The organism is Halothiobacillus sp., assembly GCF_028710545.1.
Taxonomy (GTDB): domain Bacteria; phylum Pseudomonadota; class Gammaproteobacteria; order Halothiobacillales; family Halothiobacillaceae; genus Halothiobacillus.
The window spans coordinates 30,247-45,534 of the sequence record NZ_JAQTTX010000005.1 but is presented as its reverse complement, the minus strand read 5'-3'; the positions used below and the strand labels follow the sequence as shown (position 1 = coordinate 45,534).

General features: G+C 59.6%; 19 protein-coding genes. All 19 read right to left on the bottom strand.

The features are described 5' to 3' along the window. Positions 1-1,400: pyruvate kinase (gene pyk, locus PHD44_RS01685; RefSeq protein WP_300187343.1), on the bottom strand; the 1,400-nt coding region annotated here is incomplete at its 3' end. Between the two features lie 5 nt (positions 1,401-1,405). Further along, a complete protein-coding gene (locus PHD44_RS01680; RefSeq protein WP_300187340.1) occupies positions 1,406-2,305 on the bottom strand; it encodes a hypothetical protein in 900 nt (299 codons plus the stop codon). A 157-nt stretch (positions 2,306-2,462) separates the two neighbouring features. Continuing rightward, positions 2,463-3,461 (bottom strand): 1-phosphofructokinase family hexose kinase, encoded by a 999-nt coding sequence (locus tag PHD44_RS01675; RefSeq protein ID WP_300187337.1) that lies wholly within the window; start codon positions 3,459-3,461, stop codon positions 2,463-2,465. Further along, positions 3,451-4,365 (bottom strand): bifunctional enoyl-CoA hydratase/phosphate acetyltransferase, encoded by a 915-nt coding sequence (locus PHD44_RS01670; RefSeq protein ID WP_300187334.1) that lies wholly within the window; start codon positions 4,363-4,365, stop codon positions 3,451-3,453. The genes PHD44_RS01675 and PHD44_RS01670 overlap by 11 nt, the downstream gene beginning before the upstream one ends. Further along, complete coding sequence (locus PHD44_RS01665) at positions 4,355-5,512, bottom strand: acetate/propionate family kinase (protein ID WP_300187331.1); 1,158 nt, start codon at positions 5,510-5,512, stop codon at positions 4,355-4,357. The genes PHD44_RS01670 and PHD44_RS01665 overlap by 11 nt, the downstream gene beginning before the upstream one ends. After that, the gene (locus PHD44_RS01660) at positions 5,509-6,987 is read right to left on the bottom strand and encodes an MFS transporter (protein WP_300187328.1); all 1,479 of its coding nucleotides are present in this window, start codon (positions 6,985-6,987) and stop codon (positions 5,509-5,511) included. Before PHD44_RS01660 ends, PHD44_RS01665 begins: the two co-directional genes overlap by 4 nt. A 24-nt stretch (positions 6,988-7,011) precedes the next feature. Beyond that, a complete protein-coding gene (locus PHD44_RS01655; protein ID WP_300187325.1) occupies positions 7,012-7,206 on the bottom strand; it encodes a hypothetical protein in 195 nt (64 codons plus the stop codon). Between the two features lie 42 nt (positions 7,207-7,248). Then, positions 7,249-7,833 carry a 2-oxo acid dehydrogenase subunit E2 gene (locus PHD44_RS01650; RefSeq protein WP_300187323.1) on the bottom strand — a complete coding sequence of 195 codons (585 nt, stop codon included), beginning with the start codon at positions 7,831-7,833 and terminating at the stop codon, positions 7,249-7,251. A gap of 8 nt (positions 7,834-7,841) precedes the next feature. Then, complete coding sequence (locus PHD44_RS01645) at positions 7,842-8,522, bottom strand: biotin/lipoyl-containing protein (RefSeq protein ID WP_300187321.1); 681 nt, start codon at positions 8,520-8,522, stop codon at positions 7,842-7,844. 12 nt (positions 8,523-8,534) lie between these two features. Then, the gene (locus tag PHD44_RS01640) at positions 8,535-9,518 is read right to left on the bottom strand and encodes an alpha-ketoacid dehydrogenase subunit beta (protein WP_300187318.1); all 984 of its coding nucleotides are present in this window, start codon (positions 9,516-9,518) and stop codon (positions 8,535-8,537) included. Between the two features lie 11 nt (positions 9,519-9,529). Further along, the gene (locus tag PHD44_RS01635; RefSeq protein WP_300187315.1) at positions 9,530-10,582 is read right to left on the bottom strand and encodes a thiamine pyrophosphate-dependent enzyme; all 1,053 of its coding nucleotides are present in this window, start codon (positions 10,580-10,582) and stop codon (positions 9,530-9,532) included. Continuing rightward, the gene (locus PHD44_RS01630; protein ID WP_300187312.1) at positions 10,572-11,309 is read right to left on the bottom strand and encodes a 2,3-bisphosphoglycerate-dependent phosphoglycerate mutase; all 738 of its coding nucleotides are present in this window, start codon (positions 11,307-11,309) and stop codon (positions 10,572-10,574) included. The genes PHD44_RS01635 and PHD44_RS01630 overlap by 11 nt, the downstream gene beginning before the upstream one ends. A gap of 10 nt (positions 11,310-11,319) precedes the next feature. Beyond that, positions 11,320-11,874, bottom strand: a complete 555-nt coding sequence (locus tag PHD44_RS01625) for an HdeD family acid-resistance protein (RefSeq protein WP_300187309.1) — start codon at positions 11,872-11,874, stop codon at positions 11,320-11,322. A gap of 55 nt (positions 11,875-11,929) precedes the next feature. Next, positions 11,930-12,271 (bottom strand): carboxymuconolactone decarboxylase family protein, encoded by a 342-nt coding sequence (locus tag PHD44_RS01620; protein WP_300187306.1) that lies wholly within the window; start codon positions 12,269-12,271, stop codon positions 11,930-11,932. A gap of 18 nt (positions 12,272-12,289) precedes the next feature. Then, the gene (locus tag PHD44_RS01615; protein WP_300187303.1) at positions 12,290-12,454 is read right to left on the bottom strand and encodes a hypothetical protein; all 165 of its coding nucleotides are present in this window, start codon (positions 12,452-12,454) and stop codon (positions 12,290-12,292) included. 140 nt (positions 12,455-12,594) lie between these two features. Beyond that, positions 12,595-12,969, bottom strand: coding sequence for a DUF202 domain-containing protein (locus PHD44_RS01610; RefSeq protein ID WP_300187300.1), 375 nt, complete (start codon positions 12,967-12,969; stop codon positions 12,595-12,597). Then, on the bottom strand, positions 12,962-13,480 hold the full coding sequence (locus tag PHD44_RS01605) for a universal stress protein (protein WP_300187297.1): 519 nt from the start codon (positions 13,478-13,480) through the stop codon (positions 12,962-12,964). Before PHD44_RS01605 ends, PHD44_RS01610 begins: the two co-directional genes overlap by 8 nt. 69 nt (positions 13,481-13,549) lie before the next feature. Further along, positions 13,550-14,671, bottom strand: coding sequence for a hypothetical protein (locus PHD44_RS01600; RefSeq protein ID WP_300187294.1), 1,122 nt, complete (start codon positions 14,669-14,671; stop codon positions 13,550-13,552). Between the two features lie 328 nt (positions 14,672-14,999). Then, positions 15,000-15,167, bottom strand: a complete 168-nt coding sequence (locus PHD44_RS01595; RefSeq protein ID WP_300187291.1) for a helix-turn-helix domain-containing protein — start codon at positions 15,165-15,167, stop codon at positions 15,000-15,002. Between the last annotated feature and the right edge of the window lie 121 nt (positions 15,168-15,288).

Sequence of the window (15,288 nt, the reverse complement as noted above, 5' to 3'; positions counted from 1 at the left end):
GTGGAGCCCGGATGGCCGCGTGATGGCCCTTGGGTGAAGATAAGCGGCCCCGTGGAAAGCTTGTTCGCTTGCAGCCAGTCACAGGCAATATCCTGCCAGTCGCGGGTGTCGTCGGCGCTATATACCGGGTGCACACCGTAGCTGAACAGCAGCCGCTGGCAGGTGGTGTGATGGTTCGACAGGGCGACGATCCATGATGGAAGGTGAAAACGGGCAATGCGCCGCGTGGTGGCGCCGGTTTCGGTGGGGGTGAATACAAAAGGCGCGTGCAGATGCCGGACGGCAGTGACGACGTTGAGTGAAACGATATCCTCGATACTCGGGTGTGCGCCGCGGCGTGTGACCGATGGCAATTCGGGCGGCTGTTCGCATCGTGCGGCCTCCGCCCGTTGCGCGATGCGTCCGAGCATTTTGACCGCTTCAACGGGGTAGCTGCCAATGGCGGATTCTTCGGAAAGCATGACGGCATCGGTGCCATCCAACACGGCGTTGGCCACGTCGGTGGCCTCGGCCCGCGTGGGGCGACTGTATTCGACCATGGATTCGAGCATTTGCGTGGCGGTGATCACGGGCTTGCCTGCTGCATTGGCCTTGTGGATCAAATATTTCTGGGTGATCGCAATTGCCTCGATGGGCGTCTCCACACCCAGGTCGCCCCGCGCGACCATGCAGCCATCGGCCGCTTCAAGGATGGCGTCGATATGTGCCAGCGCATCGGCGCGTTCGATCTTGGCAATCAGGTAGGGCGCCGCACCGAGTGCTTCGGCTTCGCGTCGCACACGTTCAACATCGGCAGCAGTCTGAACGAAGGAGATGCTGATGGCATCGACCTGCTGTTCGCAGGCGAATGCGAGCAGGGTCTGATCTCGTTCGGTAAAAGCTGGCAGAGGGACGTGCAGATGCGGGATGTTCAACCCCTTGTGCGAGCGCAATTCTCCGCCGACGACGACGCGGCAATGCACTTGCTGTACGGCAATTTCGCGTACTTTTAGCTGGATAAAACCGTCATTGAGAAAAATCGATTCGCCAACGCGCACAGCTTGCGGTAACTCGGGAAAATCCGGAACGCTCACCCGCTGCGTATCGCCATCGACAGGTTCGGTCGTCAGCGTGAAGTGCTGGCCGTGGTTCAGGCGCAGTGGATCGGGGGAGAGCTTGCCGATGCGCAGCTTGGGGCCGGGTAGATCGGCAAGAATGGCAATGGGTCGGTTGGCCTGCGCACTGGCTTTGCGCAGTCGTGCGATGGTGGCCGCGTGACCGTGCAAATCGCCGTGCGCAAGGTTAAGACGCGCCACGCTCATGCCCGCGCGGATCATGCGGGTGAGGATGGCAGGCTTGTCCGAGGCCGGGCCAATGGTACAGACGATCTTGGTTTTATGCGGCGAAAGCGGAGCGGCCATGGTGGTCAGGCTCCCCTGTAGATGCGCAGAGCGTCGTCGATGCTGGCATTGTCAAAGTCGATGGCGCTGATGGCGTTGCACAGGCGCACGGCTTCATCGAGCGGGCGTTGGTGTATGTTGCGGCCGGTTGCGCTGCCAGCGACACCCGCTTCGTTAATTTGGGCGTGAAGGCGACGCAAAAAATCCTCGGCGGAGGTTTCGCCACCTCCGGCACAGACAACACGCGTCCGTCCGGCGGCGCGCACCGCTTCGCGCAGTGCGGTGGGGCCGCCCGTCGGCGCGTTGATCTTGACGAAATCCGCCCCCAGACAGGCCACAATACCAGCGACCCCGGCAATCAGATGAGGGTCGTATTCATCGGCAACGTGTTGGCCGCGTGGATAGGCCCAGATAACAGCGAGCAAACCGTGCTGGTGCGCCTCGGAGATAATCCGCGCGGCTTCGGCGAACATATTGCCCTCATAAAGGCTGCCGGGGTAGATCGTATAACCGACACCGGCAATATTAAGCCCCGATGTTTCGCGCAGGCGCACAACCTGCTCAACGTCATGCCACTGGTGGCTGTATGGATCGGCACTCGTCGTCGGGACAAGGTTGGTTTTGGCATTTAGTTTCACGAGATAGGGAATATCGGGGAAATCAGGCCCGTAGCTGGAGATCAGACCGAGTTGCGTCGCAAAAACACCGATTCGCGCTTGGGCGGCGATACGAAACAGATGTTCGGGCGTACCGTCCTCTTCGGCCACGCCTGCACCGACGAAGTCATCGTTCAGGTGTTCGACCTTCTGGTCACCGGCCATGAGCATGAGCCGTCCGCTACCTTGGGTTGCGCGTTCAAGGTTGGCAAGATAGCGGGCGCGTTCGGTGGGTGGCACATCAGCGGGTTTGAACGAATGCAGTGACATGGCGGTTCTCCTGGTTGGGATGAGTGAAATAAGGCGCGGTCAGCCTAGCTATCAGTTGGTGGATTCAGTAACAAAGGGAAGTACCACCATGAACGATAAAATCCTTTTGAGGTTGATCTACTTGTACCGGAAGCGAATGCCGTCCCACGGCGCGCATTCAGGCAGAAAAATCGCAGTCGGTAATCCGCACGACCTCGACCTGTCTTAAAAGCGTTTGCATCTGGTTGTAATCGAATAATCCCGTCCCCGGCTTTTCTGCCGTACCGCTGCCACAGGCCAGCCCCAGGCGCAATGCTTCGGCAGGGCCTTCGCCACGCGCCAGCGCGGTAATCAAGCCTGCAATCATGGAATCACCCGCACCAACGGTGGAGTGGACATGTACAGCGGGTGCATGGGCGTAATATTTGTATTTGCCATCGACCAGCAGGGCGCCGTCGCTGCCGAGTGAGACGCAGACATAATCGATGCCACCGGCCTGCAGCTCACAAGCAGCCCGACTCACATCGGCCAGTTCTGGCAACGGACGCCGCACCAGTTGCTCCAGTTCGTATCGGTTGGGTTTGATCAGGAACGGTCGGGCCTTGACGGCGTGAACCAGGGCTTCTCCCTGTGCATCGATGATGGGGCGGGCTCCCTGCGAACGCAGCTGCTGAGCCAGTTCGGCATAAAAACCCGGATCGACGCCGGGGCACAAGGAGCCGGTGAGGATTGCATAGCCATCACCCGCCAGTCGGGTCACATCATCAATAAGTTGCTGCAATGTAAACGCACTGAGTTTCGGCCCGATGCCGCTGACTTCAAATTGTGCACGGGGCGCTTGTTGTTGCAGTGTGGCGTTGATGCGCGTTTCGCCCTCGACGCGAAGACAGTGCGGGTATTCAATCTTATGGGTAACAAGGCGCTCGAGCAGATCACCGATTTCGCCTGCCACCACGCAGCAGGCATGGGCCGGAATGCGAAGATGAGCAAGGGCGCGGGCAACATTGAGGCCGTTGCCACCCGGGTCATAGCGGCTCTCGGTTGCGTGGACTTTCTGGTCTTCAATCAGATGATCGATATCAAAACTGACGTCCACACTGGGGTTGAGCGTCAAAGTGACGATGGGCGGAAGGATGTGTGTTTCATTCCGCTCGATGGTCGTCTGATTATTCTTCATTCGAACACTCTCCGCGATGATGCGCCACGCGGGCGAGCGCCAGCGAGGCCAGCCGCACGGCCTCGGGGTCGGCGCGCGAGGTTAGCACCACCGGTACGCTGGCGCCGAGCACGATACCGGCAAAGCGCGCGCCGGCAAGGTATTCCAGATCCTTGTAGAGAATGTTGCCCGAGACCAGATCAGGGGTGAGCAGAATGTCCACCTCGCCAGACACCGGGCTATTGATGCCCTTGATGCGCGCCGACTCGGCCGAGATGGCGTTGTCGAAAGCCAGCGGACCGTCCACCAGTGCATGCCTGATCTGTCCGCGTTCGGCCATCTTGGCCAGACAGGCGGCATCGACAGTCGAGGCGATCGCCGGATTGACGACTTCGATGGCCGACAGCGCCGCGGCCTTGGGCTGTGCGTTGCCCAGCAATCGAGCCAGGTCGATGGCGTTCTGCAGGATCTGTTTCTTGGTTTCGAGGTCGGGCGTGATGTTGATGGCCGCGTCGGTGATGAACAACAGCTTCGAATAACTTTCGATTTCAGCGATGAAGACATGCGAGACGCGTGGTGCGCGGCGCAGCTTGGCGATGATCGGGTGCAGGAATTCGGCGGTGTGCAGATGCCCTTTCATCAGCAGCTTGGCGCGACCCTCCGTCACGGCCTGTACGCCGAGTTCGGCGGCCAGTTCGGGCGTGCCCGCGTCGAGAATGGGATAGTCGCCGCCCAGTTCACGCATCAGAGGTTCGATGTCTTCACGCCGCCCAATCAAAAGAGGTTCGATCAGCCCAGCCGCGGCGGCCTGGTGCGCGGCTTCGAGCACATGGCGCTCGCCGGCGTCGACCACGGCGGTGACGGCGGCGGGGAGCGCCTTGGCCTCGTTGATGATGTCGTCCAGGTGTTCGATTCTATTTTGCATCTGCGGTCTCCAGCAGTTCGTAGACGTGACGGGCGATCATGGCGTCTTCGTCGGTGGCCATGACGTGCACCGGGCAGCCTGATTGCGGCGTCGAGATCAGCGCGGCACCTGCCGTGTTGGCGGCGGCGTCGAGTTCGATGCCGAGGTGTTCCAGGCCGCGGCAGATGGCCCAGCGTACTGGTGCGGCGTGCTCGCCGATGCCGCCGGTAAATACCATCCGGTCCATCCCGCCGAGCGCGGCGGCCAGTGCACCGATGGCCTTGCGCACTTCATAGGCGAACAGGGCGATGGCCAGGCGCGCTTCGTGTGTGTCGCTGGCGAGCAGTTCGGCCATGTCCGAACTTTTGTCGGAGACACCGAGCAGACCGGCTTCGTGGTTTACGGCACGTTCCAGCGCGGCGGCGTCCAGCTTTGCCTCGCGCATGAGATACAGCAGTACGCCGGGGTCGAGGTCGCCGCTGCGCGTGCCCATCATCACGCCGCCCGTGGGCGTCAGACCCATGGTGGTGTCGACGGAACGCCCGTCGCGCAGGGCGGCTAGACTGGCACCGTTGCCCAGGTGCGCCACCACCACCCGGCCTTTGGCCTGCACGCCGAGCTTGCGGGTAATGTATTCGTAGGACAAACCATGGAAACCATAGCGGCGCAGACCAAGTTCGCGGTAGCAGCGCGCCAGTGGCAGGGTGCGCGCGACCTCGGGCAGGGTGGCGTGGAAGGCGGTATCGAAGCAGGCCACCTGCGGCGTGTCGGGCAGGTGCGCGGCGACCGCGCGTATGCCGGCCAGCGCCGACGGGTTGTGCAACGGGGCGAGTGGCGTGAGCGCTTCCAGCCGCGTCAGCAGTTGCGGCGTAACACGTTCCGGGCGGGTGTGATCGCCACCATGCACCACGCGATGGCCGATCGCGTCTACCCGGGGCGGGGCCAACGCATCGAGCAATGCTTCCAAGGCGGCGCGGTGATCCGCCAGCGGGCGATGCTCGATCTGCCCGCCGACCTCGATGGCGGATTCGGGTAAGCCAATTTCAAGGGCGGAGCCTTCGCACAAGCGCCGTTCGGCACCATTGGGAGCGACAGCATAAAGCGCCAGCTTGAGTGAGGACGACCCCGCGTTGACGCACAGGCAATGCAGTTCGGCGACGGTGTTCATGGCAGATCTTCACGATGATGTTCTTCGAGCGTGCGGCCGTGGCCTTCCACGCGGAACAGCCAGGTGAACAGCATCCCCAGCAGGCTGACGAAGGCCATCAGCAACAACACAACAGGCACACCGGCCGCAGACTTGATCAGCGGCAGAAGGAACACACCGAGGGTTGCCCCGACCTTGGCGGTGGCGGCAGCGAAACCGGCTGCGGTGGCGCGTACCTGAGTCGGGAACAGCTCCGCCGGTAGGATGTAGGTGGTGCTGTTGGGCCCCATGTTCATGAACAGGTTGAAGGCGATGAACCCGGCGAAGACCAGCAGTAAATGTTGACCCGCGCCGCCGAGGAGCAGTGTGCTCGTCATGAGCAGCAGCATACCGACGGTCATGCCAGCGAAGCCGATCAGTTGCATCCGGATGCGGCCAAAACGTGCAACGGCCCATAACCCAAGCATAAATCCCAGTAACAGACTGGTGTCGATCATGCCGCTACCGCTCGTGAGGGCTTCGGCATGCGCGGTCAGGTTTTGGCTCTGGCAGCCGAAGTGCAGGGCACCGAGCAAAACAGCCGTGAACAGGCCGACGCCGTAGGTGGCGATATCCATCAGGAACCACGGCAGGGTGCTGAGCAAGGTGCGGCGGCGATAGGCGGGATGGAACAAGACAGCCAGCCCCATCCGGTGGGCTTGTTCGGGGATTTTGGTGATGTGGTGGACTGTGCTGCCGAGCCGGGTCGCCAGCGTTTCGAGCATTTGTCGATCTTCCGGCACCAGTCGTTCGAGCGCATGAACCGCCTCGCGGTTGCGCCCCTGACTCATGAGCCAACGCGGGCTTTCGGGCAAATAGAGGCGGGCGATGAGGAAGAGGGCGGCGAGCACGGCTTCGCTGGCCAGAAACAGCCGCCAGGTATCGGGTTTACCGTTGAGGTGCAGCAAGCCCATGGCGATAAAGGCGGCGAGCAGCATGCCGACGGATTGACTGGCGATGGTGGCGACCATCATCCGGCCGCGTTTGCGTTGCGGCATACATTCGGCGACATAGCTGCTGCTGACGGGGAAATCCATACCGATCCCTACACCGACCAGAAACTGCGAGGCGATCAATAGCCGGGGATCCCAGGACAACGCGCCCAGCGCGGCGAACAGCGCGAGCAGGCCCATGTCGATCAGAAATACCGATTTGCGGCCGATGCGATCGGCCAGACGACCGCCCCAGGAGGCCCCGATGATCGCCCCGGCCACCAGCGCCGCAGCAAGCAGCCCGATCTGCGTAGTGGTGAATGCCATGTCATGCGCCAGCAGCGGGATGGCGATGCCGAGCATGAATACCGACAGGCCATCGAGCAAGGTGCCGCCCGAGGAGAGTGCCCAGGTCAGATAGTGCGGCAGGCGCAACGGCGCTTCGTCCAGCAGGTCGATGAGTTGCTGATGATCGGGGTTCACCTGCGCTGGCGCGGTGTGCACAACGGAATCTTGAGGTGTCATAAGCGAACCTCGGCCTGGTTTTTGTTACCGGAAATCAGCACAGTTCGGTGTATGCCGCTGGCGCTGATCGGAATCGGGTTGCATCGGGCGTTGCCATAAAGGTTTTTTCTCCGTCAGGTAATCGTCCATTCCCCGAGCGACGGTGCGGATAGGTAAGCAGGTGGCCATCACTGTGCCCGAGCTGATGCGGCCGAGTCCGTTGCTGGCAATGCGTTTCACGACAACGCCCCGGAGTCAGCGGTTGCGTTTTGCATCGCGCACTCACTGTTGCAGGGCGTCAACCGCGCCCAGGTGCTTGCTCAGCGTTGCGAGAAAGCGTGCGGCGTCGGCGCCGGCGACGACACGATGGTCACAACTGAGCGTCAACCGGGTGAGGCCGTCGGGCGATGGTGCGGCGACGGCGAGGATGGCCGCGGCGCCAGATGGCACGATGGCGTCGAACTGTTCAACACCGGCGAACGGGCCGAGGTTGGAAAGATAAAAGGTCGCGCCGCTGTAGTCGGCAGGTTTGAGACGCCGATGTTCCAGCTTGTCCTTGAGTTCGCGCCAGTCCTCGGCCAACTCATCCAGTGGGCGCAGGGTATCGCGCAATACCGGCGTGATCAGGCCACCGGGTGTGTCAACGGCAATGGCGATGTCGATGCGTTCGCGTCGCGCCAGCCCGGCCGGTGTCCAGCAGGCGTTGAAGTCCGGGTGTTCGTGGATGCCAAGGGCGCAGGCGCGCACCAGTAGCAGACTGAGCGATTGGTGTTTGGCATGCGCGGCATCATGCAAAGGTTTGAGATCGGCCGCGATGGTGACGTGGAAAGTGGGCGTGTTCACGCTGTGCGCCATGTTTTCGGCCATGGCCGCTTTCATGGGGCTGGGGCGTTCGATGCGATGCGGTGCGCCGGGCCGAATTCGAGATGTGGCGTTTGTGATCCGAGCGCGGCAGCCAGCACCTTTGCGGCGTTGACCGATCCTTCGCGGGTGGCGAGCAGGTCAAGATCGACACCGAGTTCGGCTGCCAGGCCACGAGCGAAGGGTGAAATGCCGCTGTCGCCTTCGCGCCCGGCCAGAGTGGCTGCAACCACCGGGCTTGGTGTGGCGGCTTGGCTCGTGGCGGAATCTGCTTCAGAGGCTCGTGATACAGCCTTGGGCGCGGATTCGTCCGGCCTGGCGGTCGCGGCAGGTGCAGACGCTTTGGCTGCTTGCGTGGGTTCGGGTTTTGTTGACGCAGGCGTTTGTGCGGATTCTGAAGTGGAGGCAATAGCGGGGGTGGCGTCCAGTGATTCGGCGGCGCTCGTGTTCGGTGGCGTGTCGCTGATCCAGGCAATGGTGGTTTTGACCGGGATGTCGGTGTCCGCTTTTGCCAGTGGGCCGACGAGGTAGCCGTCGGTAAAGGCCTCCACATCCATGATCGCCTTGTCGGATTCGACTTCGGCCAGCACGTCACCGGTCTTGATGGCATCGCCGGGTTGCTTGAGCCAGCGCGCGAGTCGGCCGGCCTGCATGGTGTCGGATAACAAGGGCATGGTGACGGGTGTCTTGTTCACGCGGTGATCTCCTTACTGGCCGTCGCGCAGCAGTGCGCGGGCGGCGGCGACGATGTCGGGGGGTTGTGGAATGCAGGTTTGTTCCAGCCGCTTGTTGTACGGGTTTGGCAGGTCAAGTGCGGCCACCCGCATGGGCGCGGCGTGCAGGCTATGAAAACAGCGCTCGGTGAGACCGGCTGATATTTCCGCGCCCGCTCCGGCGAAACGGCTGTCTTCCTCGGCGATCAGCAAGTGGCCGGTCTTGCGCACCGAGGCGGCGCAGGTGTCCCAGTCGATGGGGTTGAGTGAGCGCAGGTCAATGACCTCGGCCTCGATGCCTTCTGTAGCGAGCTGTTCGGCTGCCACCAGCGCCTGATTGGCCATGCGTGAATAACTGACGATAGTCAGATCACGGCCCGCGCGGCGTACGGTGGCGCGGTGCGGCGGCGGTGCCTTGGCGGTTTCATCCACCGGCCCCTTATCGAAGTTGAGCAGTTCATGTTCGAGCACGATGACGCAATCATCGGCCCGGATTGCCTGACGCAGTTGCCAGTAGGCGTCCTGCGGCGTGGCCGGGACGACGATGCGCAGCCCGGCGACATTCATCAAGGTGTGTTCCAGGCGCTGCGAGTGTTGCGCGGCGAGCTGGTGCGCCACACCGCCGGGCATGCGCACGGTCAGCGGCATGGAAAACTGCCCGCCGGACATGAACGGGATCTTGGCTGCCATGTTGATCAATGCGTCCAGCGCGAGCAGGGCGAAGTTGATGGTCATGATCTCGACCACCGGGCGCAGGCCGGCCATCGCCGCGCCGACGCCAAGGCCGGTAAAGCTGCCTTCGGATATGGGAGTATCCAGCACGCGGCGTTCGCCGTATTTCGCGTACAGCCCTTCGGTAACCCGGTAGGTGCCGCCATACAGGCCGACATCCTCGCCCAGCACGATGACGGCATCGTCGGCAGCCATTTCGGCCTCCAGTGCGCGGTTGAGCGCCTGCCAATAGCTTAGGGTTTGCATGCGTGGCTCCTTTAGATCAGCGTTTCGTGAATCAGGCCGGGGCGCAGCGCACCCCACGCGTCGTCCAGCGTGGGTTCCGGCGAAGCCAAGGCGAAGGCCACGGCATCCTCGATCTCGGCGCGGATGTCGGCTTCGAGCGCCTCCAGCCCGGCGGTGTCGAGATGGCCGTTTTCCACATAGCGTCGACCGAGCGATTCGCTGCTGTCCAGGCCGAGTGCGTGCAGGGTGTCGGCATCGGGATAATGCAGGGAAAGATCACGCATCTCGGCGGCAATCGGGTCGTCTGCTTCATATGCGGCGACTTCAACCGCCGGACGGTAACTGCCCGGGTCAGCCATCGAGTGGCCGCGGTAGCGGTAGGTTTCACATTCGAGTAACTGCGGGCCTTGACCGGCGCGCACCCGCGCGAGCGCATCCCGGGTGTGACGGTTGACTGTTTCTACATTCATACCGTCGATTCTTGCCGCCGGGATGTTATAGGCGCTGGCGCGCTTGTAGACCTCGGTGACTGCCGAGTGACGGTGGATTTCCGTGCCGATCTGGTAGTGGTTGTTTTCGCATACGAACAGCACCGGCAGCTTCCACAGCGCAGCCATGTTGAGCGACTCGTGGAAGGTGCCCTGATTGACTGCGCCGTCACCGAAAAAGCAGATCACCGCTTCGGGCAGGCCGCGCAGCATCACCGCGTAGGCCGCGCCGATGGCAACAGGGTAGGTTTCGCCGACGATGGCATAACCGCCGAGAAAGCGCCGTTCGGCGTCGAACAGGTGCATGGAACCGCCAAGCCCGCGCGAGCAGCCGTCGCGCTTGCCGAACAGCTCCGCCATGATGCTGCGCATGGGCATGCCCCGGGCCAGAGCGTGGACGTGCTCGCGATAGGTGCTGACGATGTAGTCGCCCGGCTCGGCGGCGGCCAGCACGCCGATCGCCACGGCTTCCTCACCGGGGTAGAGATGCAAAAAGCCGCCGATATTGCCACGCGTGTATTCCTGTGCGATGCGTTCTTCCATGCGGCGCGCGCGTAACATGTCGCGCAGAAATCGGATGTGCAGTTCACGCTCCATGGGAAGAAGCCTCCGGGGTTGTCTTTGTGGTGTCTGTTGTCGATGGGTCCAGAATGATCTTATCGGTGAGGTTCAGTTGCGGGTCGAATTCATAGATGTGGGGTGTTCCCGTCTTGAGTTCGTAGTTGAGAATTTGCGCCGGTGTCATGTTTTCAAGGTGCATGATCAGCGCGCGCAGCGAATTACCGTGCGCCGGAATCAGTACATTTTCTCCCGCCTGCAGGTGCGGTTTGATGACTCTGTGGTAATAATCCATGACCCGCGCCGAAGCCATGGCAAGGCTTTCACCTCCGGGGGGCTGTACTTCGTAACCCCGTCGCCATTGCTGAACCTGATCGGCGCCGAAGCGGGTTCGGGCATCGTCTTTGTTCAGTCCTTGCAGATCGCCGTAGTAGCGTTCGTTCAGTGCTTCGGAAACATGCACCACAAGCTCGCCTTTATCTTCCGACAATTTGCTGTAAAGCCGGTAGCGCGGGCTGCCTATCTCGTGGATGCGAATGTAGTGTGTGCAATGACGATTGTGCTTGAGTACTTCATACGCTGTGTCCTGCGCGCGCAATAAAGCGGAGGTGAACACCACGTCGAATTGTCTGTCACGAAGCAATTTTCCGGCTGTAGCGGCTTCGGCCATGCCGTGCTCGCTGAGCGAAACATCCACCCAGCCGGTAAACCGGTTCTGTTTGTTCCAGGCCGATTCGCCATGGCGTAGTAAAACAAGTTGAGACATGCCGGGATCCTCACATGAGTTTGGATTGACGGCGTATTGACCAGCCGATCATGGTCAGCGCCCAGCCATCAAATATCAGGCTGATCCCGACGAACAGACCAACCATCCAGAGCGCAGCATCGGGCCAGTTCAGTAAAAACACAACAGCCAGCGCGATGTCGATCAGGCCATTGAATATCATCCAGATCCGAATACCCATCTGCGCCGTTTTGCTGGACAAAAAGAAACTGACAAACGCATCCAGCAGGAAATAGGCGCTAAACAGCAACGCAATCGATGCAATACCGATAACGGGCTGAAAAAGAATGAGTACACCGACAGTCAGAAGCAGTATCGCCTTGAGCCAGTCCATCAGGCTTCGGCCATGCTGGTAGCCATGCCATGCCCAGACGAGACCGCTTACGATCAGCAGCCAGGCGAACAGTGTCGCAGTGATAAATGAGAAGATCACCGGTGCCATAACACCAACCGCCCCCAGCACGATCAACACGAGCCCGATGATCAGCGTAAAACGGCCAAATCCATGTACTTGAGCATCAAGTAATTGTGTTTCTATGTTTGACATAGTTACCTCTGGTGTTCTGTATTCAGGCGGTTACATGAGATGCCGGATCTCCGGTTTATTTTCCCGTTTCAAACTCATCCAGTGCTTTTCTCAGCGGGATGAGATACATCAATGCGGGGCCACCGTGCATGACTACAGCCATGAAACCCGCGCTCATGACCTCATCGCGGGTGGCGCCGGCATCGAGCGCGTGTTTGACATGCAGGGCGATGCACCATTCGCATTGAGCGGCCACGGCCAGGGCCACATTGATCAACTCCTTGATACGCATGTCCAGTATCGGGCCGCCTTCCGCTTTGTTCATGAAGTTCATGAAGGCGTTGGTCTCACTTGGATACTGCTTGAGTAAATCCGAAGTTAAGTTTTTGATTTCATCTAATTTGTTTGTCATTGACATGATGTGATGCTCCGTGGGTTAAAACAAAGTGCGGGCGGCCTTGGAGATGCCCTCGCTGGCCATGGGGTGCTGGTCGCAGAATGCAGCCAGGTCGTGTGCCGTCAGTCCTGTGGCAACGGCGATACCGATTTCACCGATAAGCTGGGCGGCGTTTAGTGTCCTGTTTCGCTCTTGGAGGCACATTCTGCGAGTCGCTGGCTGAGATGGCAAAATGGGGAACCGGCTGGTGATTCGGGCAGGAAATTTATTGAAATTGACACCATCTGCGATCCGTGTGGCACCCGGTGGCAAAGGGCTGTCGGGGCGGATGGGATGCTCCGGGTTCATAGGGACTCACGAATGAGGTAGTAAACGAGAAACAACCCCATCAATGCGACGATAATGCCGAGTGAAACGGCGCTCCATGTGCCTCGATAGAACAGATGATTCGCACTGTCTATCAGGTATCGGTTTCTCAGGAAATTCCAGGTTGATATGCCGGTGATCAACAAGCCGACCACAATCAGCAACATGCCTGCATTTTCAGCATGAACGCCGGGCAGGCTTGCAGCGTTAAGTTTTGTGACGGTGCTCATGTAGTGCAGGAACAGATTGAATTTTTCAATCACAAAACCGAAGGCCATCAGTGAAACAGCCGTACGGATCCATGCGAGGTAAGTCCGTTCGTTGGCGGCATGGTCTTTGTAGTTATCAATCATCCGATGCATCCTTTGCTTTTGAATCGGGCGCTGAATCGGGAACTACAAGCAGTGGCAGGCGTGCCACCCGCAGCAGGTCTTCGCTGGTGTGGCTTGACAGGCCATACGTCCAGCGTGCCAGCCCGTGAAGCCCGCGTGTGCCGATAACGATCAAATCAGCCCGCCATGCGAGGGCCGCCGCTTCGATGTGTCGCGCAATGTGGCCATCGGGCGCCTCGATCACTTCGGCTTCGGCCATAAGATTATGGTCATTGATGTTCTGGTCGTTGATCTTTCGGGCGGCGCTATCGAGTTGGCGTTGCGCATCGTCACGCATGTTTGCATCGAGGGTGGCCGGGTCGGTCCAGCCGAACTCACCGTTCAATCCCGTGATGGCTTCATCTACCACCGTAATTATTTTAAGTGTGGCTTTCTGATCTTGCGCCAGCGCGATGGCGGTACATAGGTTGGTTTTGGTTAGTAGGTCGCCATCCAGATCCACGGGAACAATAATGCGCTGGTAGATACTCATCCCGGATGTCCTTATTGTGATATCGCGTGTTAAGTGCGAAAAAAGAAATTACGCTGTCGGCATCGACGCTTATCCATCGGTGCTTTGTTTCTTGATGGTTTTGATCAGCGCCGAAAGACTCAATCTACTTTCCGACAAATGATTGATCAGCTCGATCAGGGCCAGCAAGGCATTCGCTGTTCCAGGAAATTCACTGAACGCGTATTGCCCCACGCCGTTGAGATAAAAACCGGGTTGACCATCGTGGAGTGATGTCCAGGCGGCGTGAGGTCCGCCGTCTGCAACCTGTGTTTGCATGCCTGTCTGCTTAAGCACCCGCAGGACATCCGGGGAAACATTGCTGTCGTGCCATACGCGAAGGCCGGGATGACGTTTGGCCAGTGCCTGAGCCAAAAGAACGCCCAGGATATGCGGCTCGACCGGCGCACCGTGATCGTCAGTCACTGCCAGTCGATCACCGTCGGCATCCATGGCTGCTCCCAGATGACAGCCTTTACTGATCACGCTGTCTGCAAGTTTGGCTTGCGATTGTTTGGCAAACGGGTCATTGATCTGTGTGGAATCCAGCCCGGAGCCAATGTACCAAAAACGCAATTGCTGATAATGAGCCACCAGTGCCTTGAACTCATTTTTTGCCGGACCATCGCTGACATTAATGCAGAGCTTGATTTGCTGCTCAGGGTGTAATCGCTGTCGCAAGCAAGCCGCATAGGCCGCCAACGGGTAATCATGGTGCAGTACCGGGTTGCAGTGTCTTGAAAATAACCTGTCAAGATCCGTAATCTTCATGGAGTCAAGGACAGAGGTGGCGGATACGGGCTGGCCACCGGATCCATACAGGCGCATGCCATTCCACCCTTTCGGTGCACAGTGGCCTGTAATCATGACGCCACCGCGCAAACTGTTTTGGGCGGTGTACCACTCCAGAAACGGCGTTGTGCACGCGCCTATGTGGACGACATGATGACCACCGGAGCGCAGCCCTAAGCTGACGGCCTCCGCCAGAGAAAGTGATGATTCCCGGATATCGTATCCAATGGCAAAAGTGGCATCCCCTTCGGGCGATAACAGATCACCGAAGGCACGCGCCAGAAGCAGGGTATGGCTACAGCAAAGCGTGTGGCCTACTTGTCCGAGAAAAGCGTACTCGTGGATAAGTTTGGCGAATTCTCTGGCGGGCTCAGTATTCAATCTCAACTCCTCAGGCGTCTTGCAAGCAAACGCTTTGATCTGAATTGTGACAGGCAGCTATTGAATTCCATTTGACTCAAGAAACCTCTCAACAAAAGAAATCATCCGGCACAGGGCGGCAGGGGCGTTCACGTAATACTTCCGCACGAAGCAAGAAGTGCATGTCTCTCGGGCTGTGTAGGGAGACATCAGAATAACGCCAAAATTCCCTATCGATACCATGGATATAAACAATTCAAACATCAACACGTGTTGGAGTATGAATGAGAATAACCATCTCGGATGTAACCAAGGTTACAGACCCTGATAAAGATCAATGATGTACGCCTTAACCTCGATGGAGACGACGTTCGGCTTTTTCCTGTAAGCGTTCGAGATCGGCCAGCCGGATATTCCCGGCCTCAGTGTGAATAATCCCCTCATGTTTGAAGCGATTGAGCAGACGGTTGACGACCACGCGCACGCTGCCGATCAGACGGGCAATATCCTCGTGCACCAGTCCATGGAGTCGGTGATCTGTGTTTTCATTGTCGTCTAGGGAGCCTCTGCACGAATCGATGGCGCCTCTGCGGGATCGCCAAGGGTGCAAATGCAAGGCGCGGCACGCAGGGAATGGC